This is a genomic window from Streptococcus sp. k-90 (assembly GCF_013277565.1).
Taxonomy (GTDB): Bacteria; Bacillota; Bacilli; order Lactobacillales; family Streptococcaceae; genus Streptococcus.
Window position 1 is genome coordinate 25,372 of record NZ_VMNE01000003.1, and the last position, 21,829, is coordinate 47,200.

Genomic DNA, 21,829 nt, shown 5'->3' on the forward strand with positions numbered 1-21,829 from the left:
ACGGAGCACCCTTCTCCTTTCTATTCGGCAACTCTCGGGTCGACATTAAATAAGATACAAAGGACAAATAGAAAACGATTGAATTTTAGGAAACCAAGGAAGGATTGACAATCCAAATTGGTTTCTCTAAATTCCGAGCTTTCCGTCCGTGTTCAGTTACATAAATTCTCCGACGAGCTTTTACTCGTTCTTAGTTTGATTGTTTAAATGCTTCCATCATCTCGATAAACTCGTCAAATAGGTAGCTTGCGTCGTGTGGACCAGGGGCTGCGTCTGGGTGGTATTGAACAGAGAAAGCAGGTTGGTATCTGTGACGCACACCTTCAACTGACTTGTCATTGATTTCTTCGTGGGTAATGATCAAGTGCTCTGGTAAATCCTCACGGCTAACTGCATAACCATGGTTCTGACTAGTAAAGTCCACACGGCCTGTAGCAATTTCACGTACTGCATGGTTAAAGCCACGGTGACCAAATTTCATCTTGTAGGTCTTAGCACCGTTTGCCATAGCGAAAAGTTGGTGCCCCATACAAATACCAAAGATTGGAATTTTCCCTTGCACACCGCGAATCATGTCGAGTGCTTGTGGAACGTCTTCTGGGTTACCTGGCCCATTTGACAACATAACTCCGTCAGGATTAAGATGAAGAATTTCTTCTGCCGTTGTCGTGTATGGAACCACGGTCACATTACAGTTGCGCTTCGAAAGTTCACGTAGGATTGAGTGCTTGAGGCCAAAGTCCACTAACACCACGCTCAAACCAACTCCTGGAGCTGGATAGGATGTTTTAGTAGAAACCTGCTTAATATTGTCTGTCGGTAATACCGTTGCCTGGAGCTGGTCAGTCACATGATCCATGCTATCTCCAACATGGGTCAGAGTTGCACGCATAGTACCATGCTTACGGATAATCTTGGTAAGGGCACGCGTATCAATCCCTGAAATACCAGGAATTTTCTTGGCTTTCAAAAATTCATCCAAGGTCATTTGATTTCGCCAGTTGCTTGCTCTACGTGCTTCTTCGAAAACAACAACCCCCTTACAAGTAGGAATAATGGATTCATAGTCATCACGGTTAATTCCATAATTTCCTACCAAAGGATAAGTAAAGGTCAAGATTTGTCCATTGTAAGACTGGTCTGTAATGGATTCTTGGTATCCGGTCATTCCTGTATTAAAGACGATTTCGCCTGTTACATCAATATCTGCTCCGAAGGCCTTGCCTTCAAAAACTGTGCCATCTTCTAATACTAGAAGTCTTTTTGTCATATTTTCACCTCTCGTGGACGCTCACTGGCGTCTTTTAACGTCTTGTGTTTTAGTTGGCGTTTCTACTCGCCAGTACGGATTCTAAGATTGCCATTCGAACAAAGACACCATTAGTCATTTGTTGGACAATCCGTGATTTTGGTGCTTCAACCAAGTGATCTGCAATTTCTACATCACGATTGACTGGAGCTGGGTGCATGAGGATTGCTGTTTCTTTCAAACGGTCATAACGTTCTTGAGTCAAGCCATGTTGGGCATGGTAGTCTTCTTTTGAAAAGACAGCTCCACTATCATGGCGTTCATGTTGCACACGGAGAAACATCATGACATCCACCTGATCAATAATTTCATCAATGGTTACAAACTGTCCATAGTCTGCAAACTCTTGACTTCTCCATTCCTCAGGTCCAGCAAAATAAAGTTCTGCACCTAAGCGTTTCAAAATCTGCATATTGGATTTGGCAACGCGTGAATGGTCCAAGTCACCTGCAATCGCAACCTTGAGACCCTTAAAGTGACCAAATTCCTCATAAATAGTCATCAAATCCAGCAAGCTTTGGCTAGGGTGTTGGCCCGAACCATCTCCACCATTGATGATGGAAGTCGTAATCGTCGGACTAGCAATCAACTCTCTGTAGTAATCAACCTCTGGGTGGCGAATCACACAGACGTCAACTCCTAAAGCAGACAGAGTCAGGATGGTATCATAAAGTGTCTCCCCTTTATTAACTGAACTAGTCTTCACATCAAAGTCAAGTCGTTCCAATCCCAATTTAATCTCTGCCACTTCAAAGGACTTATGCGTCCGTGTAGAATCCTCAAAAAAAAGATTGGAAACAATCGGATGGTCTTCATAAGGAAGCTGAGCTCCGTTTTTAAACTCAATTCCTCGCTTGATCAATTTCATCACTTGATCGACAGTGAGATCTTCCATGGACACCACATGGTTCAATGCTTGTTGATTTTCTGACATGGCTACTCCTTTAGCTTTCTAAGCTTCTTCAGTAATCAGAACTCTGTCTTGGCCATCAAGTTCTGCCATCTCCACGATGATTTCTTCAGAACGACTGGTTGGGATATTTTTTCCAACGTAATCTGGACGGATTGGCAATTCTCTATGTCCACGATCGACTAGAACTGCTAAACTCACGCGCGCAGGACGACCATGACCGACAATATTATCAATAGCAGCGCGAATGGTACGACCTGTATAAAGCACATCATCCACCAAGATAACTTCACGGTCTGTCACATCCACTGAAACCAAAGAGGTATCTTCTCCACTTTTAATATCATCACGGAAAGGTTTGGTATCCAATTCCACAACAGGAACTGAAAGATTTTCTAGTTGCTCCAAACGTTCTTGAATTCGGTGGGCGATAAAGACACCGCGAGTTTTAATACCAGCCAAGACGATCTTATTCAAATCTTTGTTACGTTCGATAATCTCATAGGTAATACGCGTAATCGCTCGTTTGACGGTCAATTCGTCTACAACTTCTTTTGTCTTCATGACAAACCTCCAAAAAGAAAAGTCTCCTTAAACAAGGAGACTTGAAATGTATAGCCAAGCGAGCCCTACTGCAAACAGTATAGACTTCACCCTTCTACTTTATCGCGCTCCTTGCCTGCCTCACGGGACAGGTTTAAAGGAATATTTAGTTATCAAATACTATAGCACAAAGTAGACCTAAAATCAAGCAAAAACTTTTGAGCCCCCATCTTATAAATTGCTAAAATCATATAACTGTGGGTACTGGTCACACTCTGGATTTTTAGGATGACAAATAGCTCTTCCAAAATAAATCATGGCCTGATGGGCAGCTAACCACTGCTCCGGTGGCAAGATATCCATGACCCGCTTTTCCACCTCAAGAGGTGTCGCTGATTTTTTGACGATATCGTGGTGTTTGCTAATACGCTCCACATGAGTATCCACTGCAAAAGCTGGAATCCCAAACCCCACACTCATAACAACATTGGCTGTCTTGCGACCAACACCTGCCAAACTCTCCAATTCCTCACGTGTCTGAGGGACTTGACCATCAAAATCGTCTAGTAACTGCTGGGCACATTTTTTAAGGAATTTAGCCTTGTTCCGATACAGGCCCAGGCGAGAAATGTGTGAAGCAATCTCACTCTCTGTCGCTACAGACATGGCTTGTGGCGTTGGAAAGGCAGCAAAGAGACCTGGTGTGGCCTTATTTACTGCTGCGTCTGTTGTCTGAGCTGACAACATGACCGCAACCAAGAGTTCAAAATGATTAGTGAAATCAAGACTGGGCTTGGCATCTGGAAACAGAGCAATGATTTCTTCTAGCACTTTTCGTGCTCGTTTTTTTGACAAAACCATTATTCGTCCCCATCAAATAGTCCTTGTAAGCCAGCAAAAGGACTGTTTTCTTCTTTCTTAACTGCTTGTTGAGCTTGGTATTCTTCCTCTGTCATGATTTGCCAGTCATTTCCTGACACAAATCCTTGACCAGCTTCTTCTTCAGCTGTCAAGACCTTGATAGGGATATTAAGCAGGATATTGTCTGACACGCTCTCAGCAAGGTTAAGTTCCCCATTTTCGATAGGCAAGACTAAATCATCATCTAGAACTTCTTGGTCCAACTGGTTAGTTGCGCCTTCCATAAAAACTTCCGTGACTGGATAAGATTCAACTAACTCAACTGGCTCCATACTGCGACTTGAAGCAAGAACAATGGTGTAAGACAACTGATAATCTAAGAAATACATACGGTCTTCGTACTGTACTTTCCCAACTGCAAGGATATCTTTTACATCTAAAATTTCTTGATTACGTGCACGCAGGTTTGCAGCTAGATCTAAAGTTTGTTCAAAATGCAAGCCTTCAGACTGCTTACGAATTTCTTGGATATTTAACTTCATATTTCCTCCATAAAGATTTACTCACTTGATTATACCATGAAAAGGCTACAAACCAGCACACTAAACTTTGTAATTAAAATTCATTTTTCAATATATTTACTATGCTATTTTTGTTTTTTAGTACTATAGGCAAGAATAGATCAGAGCAAGAAGGATGCTCACATGGAAGATAAAGAATTGATTGCTAATGCAACCCAACTCCTATCCGAGTTAAATAAAAGTTTCCAACGCTGTAAACAGGGTACGGCAGATGATATTCGACTGCAAGAGCTGCTAAACACCACTGTGCAAGAGAACAAAAAAGCGGAAAAATTGAACAACAGTATCTTAATCGACCTTTAGAAATTTTACCAACCTACCAGTCTTCTGATTGGATTAGGTAGCCTAAAACTAAACGATCAAGCACATACCGCTTGGCGCAACTATGACAAGTTCCATTACGAGCATGTCAAACACGTACTAACTCTTTATGGACCTGTTTTTGGATTTTAGAGCATAGAATTTCCAGTTTTCTGTTGACAAAATTTCCTTAAAGGTATAGGATAAAGATACTAATACTCGGAGGTAAGGGAGACATGAACAACTAAGTCTATCAAATAAAGAACCTTTATTTAGTAGATCTTGTTTTTGTCTCTTTTTGCATGCTCTTTTTGTACTAGATCTTCTGGTACTTTATCCTCTTTGAAAATCAAAAAACTAGAAAGCTAACCATCTGCTCCTCTTGGGTTGGATAGGAGTAGACTGGTCTAGTTTGACAGGATTTTCGACATGGATAATAGCGTTTCTGACAGTGACATTGGCTCTACTAGGTAAGGTAGAGCTTTTTGTTATGCACTATCAACATTCTAGAAAGGGCAATCATATGATAAAAATCAATCACCTGACCATCACACAAAACAAAGATTTACGAGACCTTGTAGCCGACTTAAGCATGACCATCCAAGACGGAGAAAAGGTAGCTATTATTGGAGAAGAAGGAAATGGCAAATCAACTTTGCTTAAAACTTTAATGGGGGACGCTTTGCCTGATTTCACTGTCAGGGGAGACATCCAGTCTGACCATCAGTCTCTGGCCTATATTCCTCAAAAACTCCCCGAGGAGCTAAAAAATAGGACTCTACACGACTACTTCTTTTTAGATTCTATTGATTTAGACTACAGTATCCTCTATCGTTTGGCTGAGGAATTGCATTTTGATAGCGATCGTTTCGCTAGCGACCAAAAGATTGGGAGCCTCTCAGGGGGCGAATCTTTGAAAATTCAGCTCATCCATGAGTTAGCCAAACCCTTTGAGATTCTATTTTTAGATGAACCTTCAAACGACTTAGACCTTGAGACGGTTGATTGGCTAAAAGGTCAGATTCGAAAGATTCGGCAAACCGTTATTTTCATTTCTCATGATGAGGATTTTCTTTCTGAAACGGCTGATACTATTGTCCACTTACGACTGGTCAAGCACCGGAAAAAAGCGGAAACACTAGTAGAACATTTAGATTATGATAGCTATAGCGACCAGAGAAAGGCTAATTTTATCAAACAAAGCCAGCAAGCTGCTAACGACAAAAGAGCCTACGATAAAACCATGGAAAAACATCGGCGAGTCAAGCAAAATGTAGAAACTGCGCTTCGAGCTACTAAAGACAGTACTGCCGGTCGCCTATTAGCTAAAAAGATGAAAAATGTTCTCTCTCAAGAAAAACGTATTGAAAAGGCAGCTCAGTCCATGACCAAAAAACCACTTGAAGAGGAAGAAATCAGACTTTTCTTCTCAGATATACAGCCATTACCTACTTCTAAAGTCTTAATCCAACTGGAAAAAGAAAATTTATCCATTGGCGAGCGAATTTTGGTGCAAGAACTACAATTAACTGTCCGTGGCCAAGAAAAAATTGGTATCATCGGCCCAAATGGTATTGGAAAATCAACTCTGTTAGCCAAGTTACAGCAACTTCTTAATGATAAAAAAGAGATTTCGCTTGGTTATATGCCTCAAGATTACCAGCAAAAACTACAATTGGATTTATCCCCAATAGCTTATCTCAGCAAAACTGGTGAAAAAGAGGAACTACAGAAAATCCAATCCCACTTAGCCAGTCTCAATTTCAGTTATCCAGAAATGCAGCATCAAATTCGCTCCTTATCTGGCGGGCAACAGGGAAAACTCCTGCTTTTAGATTTAGTCTTGCGCAAACCAAATTTTCTCCTGTTGGACGAACCCACACGAAACTTTTCTCCCACTTCTCAACCCCAAATCAGAAAACTCTTTGCAACCTATCCAGGCGGTATCATCACTGTTTCGCATGACCGTCGTTTCTTAAAAGAGGTCTGTACGAGTATCTATCGTTTGACAGAAAATGGTTTGGAAGTCGTTGATTTAGAAGATTTATACTCATGAGGATAATTATTTGCTTTGGAGCGCTATTTGAACATTATAATAGGTGATACATCTTATGTTCACAGTCAAGTCAATCATTTCTTGTAATCAACTCTAAATAGACGGATAAAAACTACTTCTAACTATCAAAAAACGAGCACCTCCTCAGTTGGAAATGCTCGTTTTCTTATGTTGCCATGGTTTATAATTACAATGAGAAATGGGAAACAGCCTTGAATGGCAAAATCTCCTAAATCTCCGACTACCAACTTTTTTACTCTACTGGTTTTTCTTGATTTCCAGTACTTGTTGGAGATTCTGTTGTTTCCTTTTCTGAAGTTGATTCAGCAGGTTTAGAATCTGTTGCGTTGCTCGGTTTGTTTTCGTCGCTGGCAGTTTCACTGTTAGATTCCGCAGCTGCTGATGTTTCAGTTTCGGGACTTGTCTTATCACCATTTGCTTCAGCATTTGCTGCTGGAGTTGCTTCTTCAGTTACGCTTGATTTTGACTTGATTTCTTGATTCAAGACCAGAATAGCTTTTGTCAATTCAAGTAAAGCGGCTTTGTCCTTACTCTTGGCAGAAAGTTGATCTAGTAAAGCATCTACCTTATCAAAGTCCTCATCAGAACCCTTATTGTTTTCTAAGTAAGCGTGAAGCGACATGAGGATATCGTAGAGTTTTTGATAGAGTACAAGTGTCTGAGGATCTTGCTCAGTATTTTCTTTCTCTTGTTGAAGGGCACTAGCGATACGAGTCAAGACATCTTTCACCTGGCTGTTTACTTCATCCAAGTCTGCATCAGCCTTGTTTGTGGCAGCTTTGAGATTTTCTACTTCTTCTGCCAAAGATTGTCTGATACCTTCTTCTTGAATTTGTTCCAAGAGTTGAGTTGCCTTGCTCAAAAGACTTTCTACTTGCTCCTTGCTAACATGATTGACATGTTCTTCAGGCATAAAGTCTCCATACAATTCTTTCAAGAAGCCATAAATGGCTGTCTTGGCAGTTTGATTATCAACTTTTTCAGTATCTAGAACTGTCTTAGTCGATTTAGCAGTAGTTGGTTGAGCTTTCAAAGCTTCTTCTACTTCTTGTTTTGCCTGATAGATACTTGGGAATAATTTGTTCAATTCTGCTGCCTTAAGGAAGGATTGAGATTGATACAAGGTCCAAGTCAACTGAGCTACTTTGTTTCGAAGTTCATCACTCAAACGACCGTCATTTACGTGTTCGTAGAAATACTTGATGTATTCTACAGTTGTAACACCTGTTCGATCATTAAAGTCTTGAAGAGCTCGAAGTTGTGATTCAACTGCTGCTAAAGCAGCCTCATCTTTTGCCAATTTAGCTTCTTGGAGTCGAACGAGAAGATCTTTCTTAGGAAGCCCATAAGAATCTGTATCCAGTGTATTTATTTTATCAATCAAGGCTTGATATTTCTTATCTAGAGCGCTTGTTTTAACAGGCTTGACACTTTCATCAATATGAATATATTGCTTATCAAAGAGATCCAGTGTTGCAAGATAACCTACTGTAGAGTTAGTTGCCAGTTTCTTCATGTTTTCAGTAAACTGACCTAAAGCTAACTCAATCTGTCTTTGTTCGATAGGCTTGTCTTTATAGATGTTTCTGCTTTCAGCTAGAAGTTGGTCTACTTTTGCCAAAACTACCTTCTCATCAAAAGCTCCAGGTTGGTAGTTGGATTGTAGAGCTGGAATCTTGTTTTTCAAAGCCACTTCAAAGCCCTTAGTTTGAACCTTGATGTAGTGATTATGGTCGCCATGAGGAATCACAAAACTACCATTTTCTACCTGCAAGCTATAAGGAGACACACCATCTCGCAAAGCAGTGGTATAAAGTTCATTTAGGAAATCAAGTTCTGGATTTCCAGTTTGAAGAGGAATACGAACGTGTTCTTTACGAACAGCATATGGATGGATATGAGTTGGATCGTAGGCTTGGTCTGGATTTCCAAAAACAAAGAATCCGTTTGAAATTCTAATAGCTTCAAGTGGAACGCCATAGGTCTTAGAAATGTAAGCAATCTTTTCTTCATCGCTAGCATCTCTTGAGAAAGACTCTACCGTTTTAGCAAGAGGTTTTACAGGCTCTGCATCATGATGTGTTTTTAAATGGTCTTGTGCATCCTTAATTTGATCAGCTGTCAAATCCTTCTTGAAGAAGTAATGATTGTGGTCACCATGACTCATGACAAATCCTTGCTCATCCTCACTGATGACACGATCGGCATCAAATCCATGATCATGGCCTTCATCATGATGGTGTCCATTATTATCTTCGTCGTGATCGCCATCATGTGCTGGTGTTGTTGTATTTGCCACTTTCAAGTGGTCTTGCGCTGCCTTAATTTGGTCTGCTGTTAAGTCTTTCTTAAAGAAGTAATGATTATGATCACCGTGACTCATGATAAATCCTGCTTCATCTTCAGCAATAATACGATTGGCATCAAATCCATGTCCACCTTCTTCATGTTCCTCATGTGAAGTTCCTGGATTGATTGGAAGAGATGGCGAAGGTGTTGTTAGACCATTATTTGGAAGAGTCGGTTGACCAATTTGATTCGCCTTAAGGATGTAATGGAAATGATCACCATGTCTGACGATATAAGCTGTAGCCGTTTCTTCAACGATATCTTTTGGATTAAAAATATAACCATCAGATGCTGAAGAGAGTTCCTTACTTGTCGTTGAAGAAGAAGGATTGCTTGAAAGACTTCCTAGACTAGACGCTACTTTATTAGGTTTTTCATTTGTAGAGACCGTAGAGCCAGTTCCACCTATAGGCACCATTCTAGCAATCTTTTCTTCTAAAGGAGAGAGCTTGCTGTAAGGAATAAAATGATAATGGTTTCCATGCGGAATCGCAACTCCATTTGGTGTACGACTGACAATCTTAGCAGGGTCAAAGACTAAGCCATCTGATTCACTGTAACGTTGGTTGCTAGGTAAATCATAGAGTTCTTTCAATAGACTTTGGAGATTTTCAACTTTGCTTTCTGGCTTGCTAGTTGATTCTTTCTCTATAGCTTGATTAGTATTGTCACTAGCTGTTGAAGAATAGCTTAACTGGCTCGGTTGCGTATTTTTACCAGTCAGATGAGCTTTAGCTGCTGCTAATTCACTAGCAGATAAATCACTTTTTGGAATGTAGTGATAGTGACCTCCATGAGGAACGATATAAGCATCACCAGTATCTTCAATAATGTCAGCTGGATTAAAGACATAACCATCATCTGTTGTATAGCGTCCCTGAGACCTTGCTACAGCAACATCAGAGCTGACCGTCTCATTATCTTTGACATGTTCTTGTTTTTGACGGTTGATTTCATCTTTGGTTCGAACATTATCAGCATGAGCTGCATCTTTCAAATAGACATAATATTTTCCATCGACCTTGATGATATAGCCACCCTTGACCTCATTGACAATATCTCCATCCTTAAGTTGATAGTTTGGATCCTTCATCAAAAGTTCTTCACTAAAGAGGGCATCATAAGGAACTTTTCCGTTATAGTAATGGTAGTGATCACCGTGTGATGTAACATAACCCTGATCTGAAATCTTGATAACAATTTGCTCAGCCTGAATTCCTTCTTTTTGGCTAACCTGATCTGGTGTCAGGTTTTCACTTTTCTGACTTGACTGACTACCATCCACATAAGAGACACGATTATTGTCCTTATTTTCCTGTGAGCGATGCTGGTTCAGTGCATAGGCACATAGACTCAAGGATATGATAACAGCAGATCCAGCTGCTATATATTTTTTACTGAATTTCATAAATCCCTCATTTCAATAAATGATGAAGCTTTTTTAACTTCTTTTGCTTGGTTAAACAGTTTTTTCTAAACTGGTTATTTAACCAATTAATTAACCAGTAAATAGTTTACCTTTTTTAAGCTTATCTGTCAAGATTTTTATAACATTTTAAAAAATAAAAGCCAGTATTGCTACTGACTCTTACATCATTTTGATTTAATAAGATAAACTTATGCTTCTGGTTTCGTCGTTACTGACTCACTACCTTTTTAACAAAGCAAGTAATTTTTCTGCTTCTGCCATGATACCATTATTATCCATGGTTTGCAGGCTCAAGTTATTTCGTAAACCAGCTAGGCTCTCTGTCACATTGTCTTTCAAACTAGCATCCCTTACTTTAGCAAGTAGAGCTTCTACTTCTTTGAGTTTGGCTTCTACTTTTTCGGTTTCTACTTGAGGTACTTCAGCTTCGTCTGTTTTATCTTTAGATACTTCTTCTGTCTCGTCTTCATCAGTGCTCGGTTTATAAAGATTATCTACTGAAGGAGTTGAACCTGTATGATTCTCTTTCTCATCAGATTCAGGGCGAGTTGGCTCACTTACTTCATCAGGTTTACTGTCTCCTACTTTATTTTTACGAACATGGTCGCTGGCATTTCCCCAACCATTATCTGAGTGAGGACGTTCTTCAGGATGTTCAACATAATATTTTACAGTCGCAAAGAGATCCTCAAGGCTATAACCCTTAGGTGCTTCATAGAGTCCTTCGTCAAACCAACCAAATTTAATGTTATGGTAATGGTCGTAATGAGGTATAATTAAGCTACCATTTTTAACTTCAACAGTATGTTGTAGATTGTAAGGAATATGATCAAGTGGGACCTTCTTAGCTGCTTTCACTTTATTATAGATTGCTTCTACTCCTTTAACCTCAGTATTTCCTGAACCCTGATTCTCTGTTGAAGGAGGTGTCAAACCTTTCTCTTTAGCATAAGCCTGAGCTGCCACTCTTTCAGTTTCAGACAAGCTCTCTTTCTTAATCCAGTGACTATGGCTCATATGTGGAGTTACATAAGCATCTCCCTCATCACTGGTAATATCACGAATGTCAAAGATATATCCATCTTCTGTTGTATACTTACCTGCTAATTTCGCTAATTTAATTTCATCGTCTGTATAAGCAATTTGAGCATTTGACTTACCAAGACGTTCTGGATGGGTAATTGGTGCTAGGAATGCCAATAAATCATCTACTAATTTTCCTTTATTAGCAGATTCATCATTCAAGCGTTCTGCTAATTTGTCTAAGGCTTGGAAATCAGAAGTACGACCCTTATTTTCAGACAAGGCTTTATGAGCCTCGGTCAACAAATGATAAGCTTTATCATAAAATTCTTGATCACGAGGTGGTACATTTTCTTTCTTCGCAACTAGAGCGTGTGTCTCTTGAGTTTTCTTAGACAGGAGATTTTCAATATCAGCAATCTTATCCTTAGCCAAATCTTTAACTAGAACATAACGACTAACACCCTTATCCTCTATAATATATCCGTCGCCAACTTTTCTAACAACCTGCTTGACATCAAGTTCAGTAGGTTTATTTTCCGCTGGTGCAAGAGGTTTGGTAGTAGGGGCTGGCTTCAAAGGAGTGACGCTTGGCAAGACACTGCCATTTTGTCCCTTGACAGCTATCATACGAGCCAATTTTTCTTCCAAAGGTGACATTTGCGAATAAGGAATAAAGTGATAATGGTCTCCGTGAGGTACTGCGACACCATTTGCAGTACGTTTGATGATTTGTGCTGGATCAAAGACGAGTCCATCAGATTCTACATGTCGTTCTGATAAAGGTTTAGCATACAATTCACGTAAAAGTGTTGGAATATCTTCCCCTTGGTCTTGATGATAAGTTGGAGTGACAGTCAGATTAGGAGTCTCTGTCAAACTTGGTTGGGCTGGTTTACTTGAACTTGTAGCAGAATGTGAGCTCTGTTTACCATTCCAATAAGCTTGGGCGGCAGCCAATTCCCCTGCTGACAAATCACTCTTAGGGATATAGTGGAAATGATTGCCATGCGGTACAACAAAAGCGTCACCTGTATCTTCAATCACATCTGTTGGACTAAAGACATACCCATCATCTGTTGTATAAGCGCCTCCAGTTGCTCTATTCGGTGCCGGCTTATCGAGATTAAAGTTTGGTTTAATCGTTGCACTTGGTTTCTCAGTACTGCTTGGTTTCGTATTGTCAGCATGACTTTGAGCTGGCTGACCTCCAATTGGCAGATTTCGAGCCAATTTTTCTTCCAAGGCAGACATTTGTGAGTAAGGAATGAAATGGAAATGATCTCCATGAGGAACTGCCACACCATTGGCAGTACGTTTTGTAATCTGTGCTGGGTCAAATACCAATCCATCAGACTCCACATGACGTTGGCTCAGAGGCAAAGCGTACAATTCTTGAAGAAGACTAGCTAAATCCTCATTTTGACTCTCCGGAGCTGTTGCAGGATTTTGAGGAGTTTCAGATGGACTAGTTCTCACACTAGATCTTGTTTCTCCTCTGCTTGAACGATATTCAACCGTACTTAATTGACCACCTTTTCCAGATAAGAAGGCTTGGGCGGCAGCTAATTCACTGGCAGACAAGTCACTCTTAGGTATATAGTGAAAGTGATTGCCATGAGGAACGATATAGGCATCACCCGTATCCTCAATGATATCAGAGGCATTAAAGATATAACCATCATCCGTTGTATAACGGCCTTGAGCTCTGGCAGCAACTACTGCTTGATCGTTAGAACCGCCTCCATGATTATGACTGTGTTCCTGCTTCTGACGTTTAATCTCTTCTTTTGTCCGAATATTGTCCGCATGAGCCGCATCCTTGAGGTAAACATAGTATTTCCCGTCTACCTTAATCACATAGCCACCCTTGATTTCATTGACAATGTCTGAATCCTTCAACTGATAATTCGGATCTTTCATCAGCAGTTCTTCACTGATGATAGCATCATAAGGAACCTTGCCATTATAGTAATGATAATGGTCTCCATGAGAAGTCACATAACCTTGATCCGTAATCTTGATAACGATTTGTTCGGCATTAATACCTTCTTTTTTACTGACTTCATCAGGTGTCAAATTTTCTGCCTTTTGACCAGCCTGATCACCGTCTATATAAGCAACTCGATTAGAATCTTTCTTAAGTTGGCCAGCTTGATACCGTCCAAGTTCATAGGAGCAAACACTTAGGGCAAGGACCGCCACTGAACCAACTACATATTTTTTATTGATTTTCATTCTTGCCTCACTTTAATTCTTCTGCTAGAACACTCATATTTTCTTCCAGATTTTCTAAATAAGTCTTGTCATTTTGTGGGTCTGCCTCTAAAGGATTCAGAGTTTTAAGACCCACACCTGTTGATTTGACAAGAGTTTCAGCTACTTTTGAAGAAGCATTACTTTCTGTAAAAATTGTTTTAACCTTATAGGTTTTTACAAATTCCTGAATTTCTGTAAGTTGTCGTGGACTTGGTTCTTGTTCAGGAGAGATACCTGCAATACCAAGTTGATTAAGTCCAAATCGCTTCGCTAGATAAGAAAAGGCTGTATGCTGTGTTACAAAAGTTTTCTGACTCGCTTTTTCAAATTTAAGCTGGAATTTCTTAGTCAATTCTTGAGCTTTTTTGATAAAGGCTTGCGCATTTTTCTGATAAGTTTCTTTATGCTCACTGTCAACCTCTGAAAGTTTGTCAGCGATAATCTGGGCTTCTTCACCAGCTTTTTCTGGATCTAGCCAAGTATGAGGATCATAGAGCGTTTTTTCATCAACTCCATCCCCTGCTTCCACATCTTCTAGCCCTGGGACGCGATCTAAAGTCATTCCCTCTGAAGCCTCTAAAACCTTAACTTTAGATTTTTTTAGATTGGGATCCAAACTTCCTGCCCAAGATTCGAGCGTATGCGAATGATAAACAAAGACATCTGCATCGTATATTGCTGCAATATCATTTGCCGAAGGTTCAAAAGAGTGAATGCCACTACTTGACTGAATCATCCGAACATCATTCAAGTCACCAGATACTTCCTTGACCATAGCATAGATAGGATAAAAACTAGTGACAATTTTCATCCCTTTCCCTGTCTGACTTTCCTTTTGCCCACAAGCAGCTAAACACAAAAGGAAAACACTTAACAATACTAAAAATAAACTTTGTTTCTTCATAAACAACCCCTTAACTATTTAATTAACTGGTAAACATTCTACTCCTAAAAATTTAATCTGTCAAGCTATTTTAAGAAAAAAATTGAAATTTCTTTCACATATAAAAATCTGCTGAGTTTCAACAACTCAACAGATTCTCACTTTATATACTCAATGAAAATCAAAGAGCAAATTAGGAAGCTAGCCGTAGGTTGCTCAAAACAGTGTTTTGAGGTTGTAGATAAGACTGACGAAGTCAGTCACATATATACGGCAAGGCGAAGCTGACGTGGTTTGAAGAGATTTTCGAAGAGTATTATTCTTCTATGGTAGAATGCTTATAACCATAAGTAAAGTAAATGATACTTCCTACTAACAACGCAACTAGGAAAGCAATCCAAGTTTCCATATTATACTGTAACATAAAGGATAAACAAATGATGATTGATAAAATGGGTAACAGGGGTACCAATGGTGTTTTAAATTCTCCAGCTTTTGGCATCCCCTTTTCTTTCCGTAAGCGAATCAGACCATAAGCCAGCATGATCAAGTAGGCCAAAGTACAAATATTTAAGAAGGCTGCTATACTAGCAAGAGGGAAGATTCCTGCTGCTACTGCTGAAGCTAGACCTGTTAAAATAGTAGCATTTTTTGGTACCTTACTTGTCTTTGTTAGTTCTTTAAATACAGCAGGCATTAAGCCGTCACGCGCTAAACTGTAAATCATACGCGATAGGGCATAGGTCATCGAAATACAAACTGTAATCAAGGTCAAGATAGCCACTAATGACACATAGTTAGCTGCCCAACCAATCCCAATGCTACGAAGAGCAAAGGCAACGGCATCGTCAACATTTAAATGACTATAGTGAACCACACCAGTCAAGACAAACGTCACCAAGGCATAGAGAATAGTTACGATAGAAAGCGATAAGACAATCCCTCTAGGAATATTTTTTTGAGGAGCCTTGACCTCATCTACGGCCATAGAGATGGATTCAAATCCCAAAAAACCAAAGAACATCAAGGACGCACCAGCCATAATACCAGTACTAGCACCATAGATTTGTCCAAAACCGTAAGGAGCAAAATTGCTCCAATTATCAAGTTTAATATTCCAAATTCCTACTAAAACAAAGAGCGCTAAAGCCGAGAATTTCAGAATAACCAAAATAGAATTAAAGCGTAAAGCTGCTTTAGCATTGAGTAAAACAAGGGATGTCACCAAGACCAAGACAAGAATAGGCAATAAATCAACAAATGTCCCTGCTTGAGGATTAAAGGTACCATTTAAAGCCTGAGGAAGGGCTATCCCGTATTGAGAAAGCAAGCCTTTAAAATAAGCTGCCCAACCCGAAGCCACGCCTGATATGGCTGTCATGAACTCCATCATTGTTAACCAGCCAGCCAACCAAGCTGGAAATTCTCCTAAAATAGCATAGAGATAACTGTAGGCACCACCTGTAGCAGGTACTCGCGAGGCAAATTCTGCAAAAAAGAGAGCTGATAATCCCACACATAAAGCAGAAATAACAATTGAAATCACTAGCGCTGGACCAGCAAGTGTTGCGGCTGCAGTGCCTGTAATTGTAAAGACGCCTGTCCCTACCATGGCTCCAATTCCCAGCAAAATCAAATCCCATAACTTCAAATGCCTGTGCATCTCCGTTTTATCCAAACTAACATTCTTTGTTCTAAATATATTCATCTTTGACTCCAAAATAAAATGATGATTCTATTTTACCATAAATATAGGAGATTTGTGAATATTTATAAAACAATTTTCTAAAAAAATCTGACTACTCTCTTGTAATCAGATTCTCTTTATCTCTAGTTCATTTCTTTAAAGGCTGCTTCTGCATCCGCGTTGCTGATAACACCAAATTGAATCTTTCCAATCTTTCCTTGACTATCAATCAGGTATTCTGTAGGAATGCTTCGAATTTGATAAGCTTGGAAGGTTGTTGCTTTAGTATCATAAAGAACTGGGATATCTTTATATCCTTGGTCTTGGAACCATTGTGGGAATTGCTCGACAGTTTTTTCACCTTGAATTCCTGGTGCAATGACACTAAGAATTTCAAAATCGCGATCTGATTTCGCAGCTAATTCCATCAACTCTGGCATACTTTTCTTACATGGGCCACACCATGAAGCCCAAAACTTCAAGTAAACTTTTTTACCCTTATAATCAGATAACTTAACTTCTTTACCATCCATAGATTGCAAGGTAAAGTCTGGTGCCTCTTTTCCAACAGCAATTTGTTGTACAGTCGTTTGTTGCTGTTGTTTTGGCTGTTGTGGAGCTTGAGTCTTTTTAGTTTCTTCCTCACCACAGGCCATCAATACGACTAATGACAATAGGCTTAAGCCAGCAAACATTACTTTTTTCATCTTTTCTCCTTTATTCAAAAATTCCAGCTAGAACATTTACTTGTCCTAATAGTAATAAAATTCCCATTAAAATAATAAGGAAACCACCAATTTTCTTTAGTAGCATCATATGACGTTTGATTTTACTAAAATAAGGCATCACGACCCCTGAAGCTAGTGCCAAAACCAAGAAGGGAATGGCCATACCCAGAGTGTAAATAAGAGTATAGATAGCTCCTTGCCAAGCACCATTGCCTCCAGAAGCTGCAAGCGCTAAAACAGAACTTAAAATTGGACCAATACAAGGTGTCCAACCAAAGCTAAAGGTAATACCAAGTAAAAATGCTGACCAATAACGATTGGCTTCTGATTTCTTAAAAGTAAAGCTTTTTTGAACCTCTAATTTCTTAAAATGGAAAATTTCCATCTGATGAAGTCCCAAAATGATAATAATCGTTCCCATGACATATCGAAACCAATTGGCATAGAGGATATTACCAAAGTAACCTGCACCAAAGCCTAGAATAAAGAAAATGAGAGAAATACCTGCAATAAAGCAAAGTGTTCGAATCAAACCTGACCAGAGAACCTTTCTCCCAAACAAGGAAAAACTTTTTGCACTTTCCTGATCATCCAATAAGATTCCAGTATAGACTGGTAACAGGGGGAAAATACAAGGGGAAAAGAAGGACAATATCCCTGCAAAAAAAACCGAGATTGAAAAGACTATCGTTTCCAATAAAGAACCAACTTTCTTAAGAATTTAAACCTATTGTACTATAAATGTTAAAATTTGTATCAAGTTTGCTACGGCTAGCTGTATTTACTATGACGTTAGATAAAAGAAAAAGATAGAAGAAAGTTGTCTAAGTTGACTTTTTCTTCTATCTTTCTTTAATTATTTTAATAAGTTCCTTCTTCACCTTGACTAGTCAAGATAACAGGTCCATCTTTCGTAATGACGAATTGGTGTTCATACTGGCATGACAATCCACCATCAATGGTCTTATGCGCCCAACCAGTCTTCATATCTGTATCGATTTCCCAGTCACCTGTATTGATCATCGGTTCAATAGTCAAGACCATTCCTTCACGGAGACGAAGCCCACGACCAGCAATACCATAGTTAGGAACCATTGGTTCTTCGTGCATGGTTGGACCAACACCATGACCAACCAAATCACGCACTACACCGTAACCACGACTTTCAGCGTATTCTTGAATAGCCGCACCGATATCACCGATACGGTTCCCAACAACAGCTTGCTCAATCCCCTTATACATGGCTTCTTTAGTTACATCCATCAAATTTTTCACTTCTTCGGACGGTGTGCCAACAGCATAAGCCCAACATGAGTCTGCTAAACCACCAGAATAGCTCTGAGTGTATTTCTTCATTTGCTCAACATTGTTGAAGTTTAATTTTGAGACATTCAAATCAGATTTGGCAATTGGACCTCCCAAAACCATGTCAACCTTGAGCAAATCACCATCTTTCAAGATATAATGACGAGGGAAAGCATGGGCAACTTCATCATTAAGAGAGCAGCAGGTAGCATAAGGATAGTCCATCATTGCACCGTCAACTCCAATCTGAAGCGGCAGGAAATTTTCTTCCTTACAACGTCTACGAACATATTCTTCAACTTCCCACATATCTATGCCAGGCTTAATCAAATCACGTAAGCCAATATGAATACTTGCAAGAAAATCACCGGCCTTGTCCATAGCTTCGATTTCACGAGCTGATTTTAATGTTATCATTTTTTCTCCTAGTTTCTAATTAATTTTAACAGTCACATTTGCTTTTGAAACAATCTGGTGACCATGATAAATATCGTAGTCAATAATAGCTGACCGTCTCGTATGATGGATAATGCGTGCCTGAATACGCAATATATCATCTATCTGAACAGCCTGCAAAAAGTAGATTAGCATCTGCTCGATGATGAGATTGCGCCCACTATTCACAACTAAATCTTGGGTCATGTGGGTCAGAATTTCTGCCAATACACCATTAGCCAAGACTCCGTTCTTCTCCAGCATAAAGGGTTCAACTGTGATGACTACTTCATCATGATGATAAGAAAGTTTTTGACCAATCTGCTCAGAAAAAGTTGGTAGAGCCGAAACTTGGGAACGACTCATCTTCTCCATGACATCGCGTCGTGTCACAACTCCAAGCAAGGTTTGATTGCTTCGAATAACTGGTACCATTTCAAAATCTTCAGCAATCATTCGTTGACTGACATTGGCAATATTTGTCGATAATCCGACTAAAAAGAGGCTACGAGACATGACCTTATCAATTGTGGTACTTGGTGACTTATCACCTGCATCCCTCATGGTTACCACTCCCACCACAACCTGATGTTGGTTAATAACTGGAAAACGACTACTTCGATTCTTACGTACTAAGTCCAAATAATCTTTGACTGTGTCAGTCTCTCTCAGAAAACCATATTCATGACTCGGACGGTAAAGTTTCTCAACTGTCAAAATGTCTGTCTTGATTTGGACATTTGACAAGGCTTTATTGATCATGGTCGCGACAGTGAAAGTATCATGCTTGCTTCTCAGAACAGGAATCCCTTTTTGATTAGCCAGTTTAAGCACATCATCATGGACCTGAAATCCACCTGTAACTAGAACTGCATTTTCATTTTCAAGTGCTAACAGTTGGATACGGGTACGGTCCCCGACAATCAAGAGTCCCCCATCATGAAGATAGGATAAGATGTTTTGTTCAGTCATGGCACCGATAGAGAACTTACTAAATTCTCTATCTAAACCTTCTTGCCCAGCCAAAACCTCAGAAGAAGTCACTTCTGCAATTTCAGCAAAAGTTAATCTTTCAATAGCAACTTTCTGGGATTTAACACGGATAGTACCACTTCTAGGACGGGTCTCCACAAGTCCACGATTTTCAGCTTCTTTAATGGCCCGATAGGCCGTTCCATCACTGACCCCCAGATGGTTAGAAATACTACGAACACTAACCCTCTTTCCGACAGGCAATTCTTCCAAATAGCTTAGAATTTCCTGATGCTTACTCATTGAATTCTCCTTTTACATACCGAAATTCAAGATAATCCCGCATTTTTCTTGTGTAGCGATCACTTCCTTTAAACTGACGAGTCAAACGGAATCCAGACTTTAGAGCAACCTTTTGACTCGCTTCATTTTCAAGGTGGGTAATGATGGATAATTGTTTTAAACCAAATTCCTCAAAAGAAAGCTGACAAATTTTTCTAACAATCTCTGTCATAAATCCTTGCGACCAAGCATCTTTTCTCAAAAAATAGCCAAGCTCAGCTTCTTTTTTGATTTCATCTAACTTCTCAAATTTAATAGAACCAATCATTTGTTGATTTTTTTGGTCACAAATTGCCCACACTCCCAAAGGGGACTTCATAAAATAATTCGCTAATGCATATTGACTTTCTTCCAGACTTGCCTGAGTTGGGAAAATAAATTGAAGATTTTCTGGATTTGAAGCTATCTCGTGGAAGTCCTGACTATCACTAAAAAAGAAAGGACGCAAATACAAGCGATCCGTTTCAAAAAAAGAAAACATTGCTAATTTGGTCCAAATATTCATAAACACCCCTACGGTTTAATCTTCGACTAGTTTAATATCTGCTCCTAGATTACGTAATTTTTCGATAATATCAGAATAACCACGTAAGATAAACTCGATATTTGTAATTTCAGTTTTACCTTCAGCCATAAGCCCAGCAATGACTAGTGCAGCCCCAGCTCGTAGGTCAGTCGCTTTAACACTGGCCCCACGCAAACTACGTCCACCCGTGTACAAAATATGACCATTTGTTGTCGAAATATCCGCATCCATCTTTGCTAGTTCAAAAACATGATTTACACGTTTTTCGTAAATCGTATCGACAATTGTACCACGACCATTCGCTCTTAGTAAAAGTGGGGTAATCGGTTGTTGCAAATCAGTTGCAAAGCCTGGGTAAGGAGCTGTCTTAATATTGATTGCTTTCAAATTAGACTGTTCCTCGACAAAAATGCTGTCTTCAGATACAGTCATTCGAACTCCCATTTCTTCCAACTTAGCGATGAATCCTTCTAAGTGTTCATAAAGAACATTATTTATACGAATTCCCTTACCAACTGCAGCAGCTAAGGAAATATATGTTCCAGCTTCAATACGGTCTGGAATCACCTGATGACGTGTACCATGTAATCTTTCAACACCATCAATAATGATGATATTAGTTCCTGCCCCACGGATATGGGCACCCATATTATTCAAGAGAGTTGCAACATCAATAATCTCAGGTTCACGGGCTGCATTTTCAATAATAGTACGACCATTCGCTTTAACCGCAGCAATCATCGTATTAATCGTCGCACCGACACTAACTGTATCCATGTAAATACTTGCACCGTGAAGTCCTGTATCTTTGGCAGATAACTTCATGTTATCTCCCTCGTAGCTAACAGTAGCCCCCATAGCTTCAAAAGCCTTAAGGTGTAGGTCAATCGGGCGAGGACCAAGGTCACACCCTCCAGGCAAGCCAACTGTGGCTTCACCAAAGCGACCTAAAAGACTTCCATAAAAATAATAAGATGCACGAAGACTATTGATTTTTCCATAAGGCATTGGAATATTTTGAACACCTCTTGGGTCAATCTCCAATACATCGTCATAACGCTTTACAGTAGCTCCCATCAATTCCATGATTTCGACAAGACTGGCTACATCCGAGATATCTGGAACGCAATCCAAAGTCACCACATCATCAGCCAATATAATAGCTGGAATTAAGGCCACAACGCTATTTTTAGCACCACTAATAGTGATTTCACCTTGTAGTGGTAATCCACCATTGATAACAATTTTTCTCATTCTAAGTTTTTAATACTCTTTCAAGATTTCTAATAAGGTCTTTAAAATAAATTATA

General features: G+C 39.6%; 16 protein-coding genes and 1 pseudogene. 2 read left to right on the forward strand and 15 right to left on the reverse strand.

Going from position 1 to position 21,829, the window contains the following annotated elements; all coding sequences use genetic code 11:
- Window positions 1-190: 190 nt before the first annotated feature.
- The 5 genes from HT734_RS00930 to HT734_RS00950 form a co-directional block, all read right to left on the reverse strand.
- Window positions 191-1,270 carry a carbamoyl phosphate synthase small subunit gene (locus HT734_RS00930; RefSeq protein ID WP_050278219.1) on the reverse strand — a complete coding sequence of 360 codons (1,080 nt, stop codon included), beginning with the start codon at window positions 1,268-1,270 and terminating at the stop codon, window positions 191-193.
- Window positions 1,271-1,319: 49 nt separating this feature from the next.
- Window positions 1,320-2,243 (reverse strand): aspartate carbamoyltransferase catalytic subunit, encoded by a 924-nt coding sequence (locus HT734_RS00935; protein ID WP_061759126.1) that lies wholly within the window; start codon window positions 2,241-2,243, stop codon window positions 1,320-1,322.
- A gap of 18 nt (window positions 2,244-2,261) precedes the next feature.
- On the reverse strand, window positions 2,262-2,783 hold the full coding sequence (gene pyrR, locus HT734_RS00940) for a bifunctional pyr operon transcriptional regulator/uracil phosphoribosyltransferase PyrR (protein WP_061759127.1): 522 nt from the start codon (window positions 2,781-2,783) through the stop codon (window positions 2,262-2,264).
- Between the two features lie 210 nt (window positions 2,784-2,993).
- Window positions 2,994-3,623 carry an endonuclease III gene (gene nth, locus HT734_RS00945; RefSeq protein WP_061759128.1) on the reverse strand — a complete coding sequence of 210 codons (630 nt, stop codon included), beginning with the start codon at window positions 3,621-3,623 and terminating at the stop codon, window positions 2,994-2,996.
- Window positions 3,623-4,165: a DUF177 domain-containing protein gene (locus tag HT734_RS00950; protein ID WP_061759129.1), complete on the reverse strand. Its 543-nt coding sequence runs from the start codon at window positions 4,163-4,165 to the stop codon at window positions 3,623-3,625. Before HT734_RS00950 ends, nth begins: the two co-directional genes overlap by 1 nt.
- Before the next feature lie 162 nt (window positions 4,166-4,327).
- Here HT734_RS00950 and HT734_RS00955 point away from each other — a divergent pair.
- Together HT734_RS00955 and HT734_RS00960 are read left to right on the forward strand one after the other, a co-directional pair.
- Window positions 4,328-4,657 (forward strand): annotated as a pseudogene (locus HT734_RS00955) (helicase BlpT).
- Window positions 4,658-4,994: 337 nt separating this feature from the next.
- The gene (locus HT734_RS00960) at window positions 4,995-6,560 is read left to right on the forward strand and encodes an ATP-binding cassette domain-containing protein (RefSeq protein WP_173278406.1); all 1,566 of its coding nucleotides are present in this window, start codon (window positions 4,995-4,997) and stop codon (window positions 6,558-6,560) included.
- 253 nt (window positions 6,561-6,813) lie between these two features.
- Here the strand turns inward: HT734_RS00960 and HT734_RS09575 are convergent, their stop codons facing one another.
- The 10 genes from HT734_RS09575 to HT734_RS01010 form a co-directional block, all read right to left on the reverse strand.
- Window positions 6,814-10,338 carry a pneumococcal-type histidine triad protein gene (locus HT734_RS09575; RefSeq protein WP_173278408.1) on the reverse strand — a complete coding sequence of 1,175 codons (3,525 nt, stop codon included), beginning with the start codon at window positions 10,336-10,338 and terminating at the stop codon, window positions 6,814-6,816.
- 240 nt (window positions 10,339-10,578) lie between these two features.
- Window positions 10,579-13,620: a pneumococcal-type histidine triad protein gene (locus HT734_RS00970; protein ID WP_173278410.1), complete on the reverse strand. Its 3,042-nt coding sequence runs from the start codon at window positions 13,618-13,620 to the stop codon at window positions 10,579-10,581.
- A gap of 7 nt (window positions 13,621-13,627) precedes the next feature.
- Window positions 13,628-14,545 carry a zinc-binding lipoprotein AdcAII gene (gene adcAII / locus HT734_RS00975; protein ID WP_061759134.1) on the reverse strand — a complete coding sequence of 306 codons (918 nt, stop codon included), beginning with the start codon at window positions 14,543-14,545 and terminating at the stop codon, window positions 13,628-13,630.
- Between the two features lie 295 nt (window positions 14,546-14,840).
- Window positions 14,841-16,232, reverse strand: coding sequence for an amino acid permease (locus HT734_RS00980; RefSeq protein WP_061759135.1), 1,392 nt, complete (start codon window positions 16,230-16,232; stop codon window positions 14,841-14,843).
- A 122-nt stretch (window positions 16,233-16,354) separates the two neighbouring features.
- On the reverse strand, window positions 16,355-16,918 hold the full coding sequence (sdbB, locus tag HT734_RS00985) for a thiol-disulfide oxidoreductase-associated lipoprotein SdbB (protein WP_061759136.1): 564 nt from the start codon (window positions 16,916-16,918) through the stop codon (window positions 16,355-16,357).
- Window positions 16,919-16,928: 10 nt separating this feature from the next.
- Window positions 16,929-17,636, reverse strand: a complete 708-nt coding sequence (ccdA2, locus tag HT734_RS00990; protein ID WP_061759137.1) for a thiol-disulfide oxidoreductase-associated membrane protein CcdA2 — start codon at window positions 17,634-17,636, stop codon at window positions 16,929-16,931.
- Window positions 17,637-17,800: 164 nt separating this feature from the next.
- A complete protein-coding gene (locus tag HT734_RS00995) occupies window positions 17,801-18,661 on the reverse strand; it encodes a methionyl aminopeptidase (RefSeq protein ID WP_000631532.1) in 861 nt (286 codons plus the stop codon).
- A 15-nt stretch (window positions 18,662-18,676) separates the two neighbouring features.
- Window positions 18,677-19,954 (reverse strand): CBS-HotDog domain-containing transcription factor SpxR, encoded by a 1,278-nt coding sequence (gene spxR, locus HT734_RS01000; protein ID WP_000033838.1) that lies wholly within the window; start codon window positions 19,952-19,954, stop codon window positions 18,677-18,679.
- A complete protein-coding gene (locus tag HT734_RS01005) occupies window positions 19,947-20,498 on the reverse strand; it encodes a GNAT family N-acetyltransferase (RefSeq protein WP_001028723.1) in 552 nt (183 codons plus the stop codon). The genes spxR and HT734_RS01005 overlap by 8 nt, the downstream gene beginning before the upstream one ends.
- A 15-nt stretch (window positions 20,499-20,513) precedes the next feature.
- Window positions 20,514-21,773 carry a UDP-N-acetylglucosamine 1-carboxyvinyltransferase gene (locus HT734_RS01010; RefSeq protein WP_049531334.1) on the reverse strand — a complete coding sequence of 420 codons (1,260 nt, stop codon included), beginning with the start codon at window positions 21,771-21,773 and terminating at the stop codon, window positions 20,514-20,516.
- Window positions 21,774-21,829: the final 56 nt, after the last annotated feature.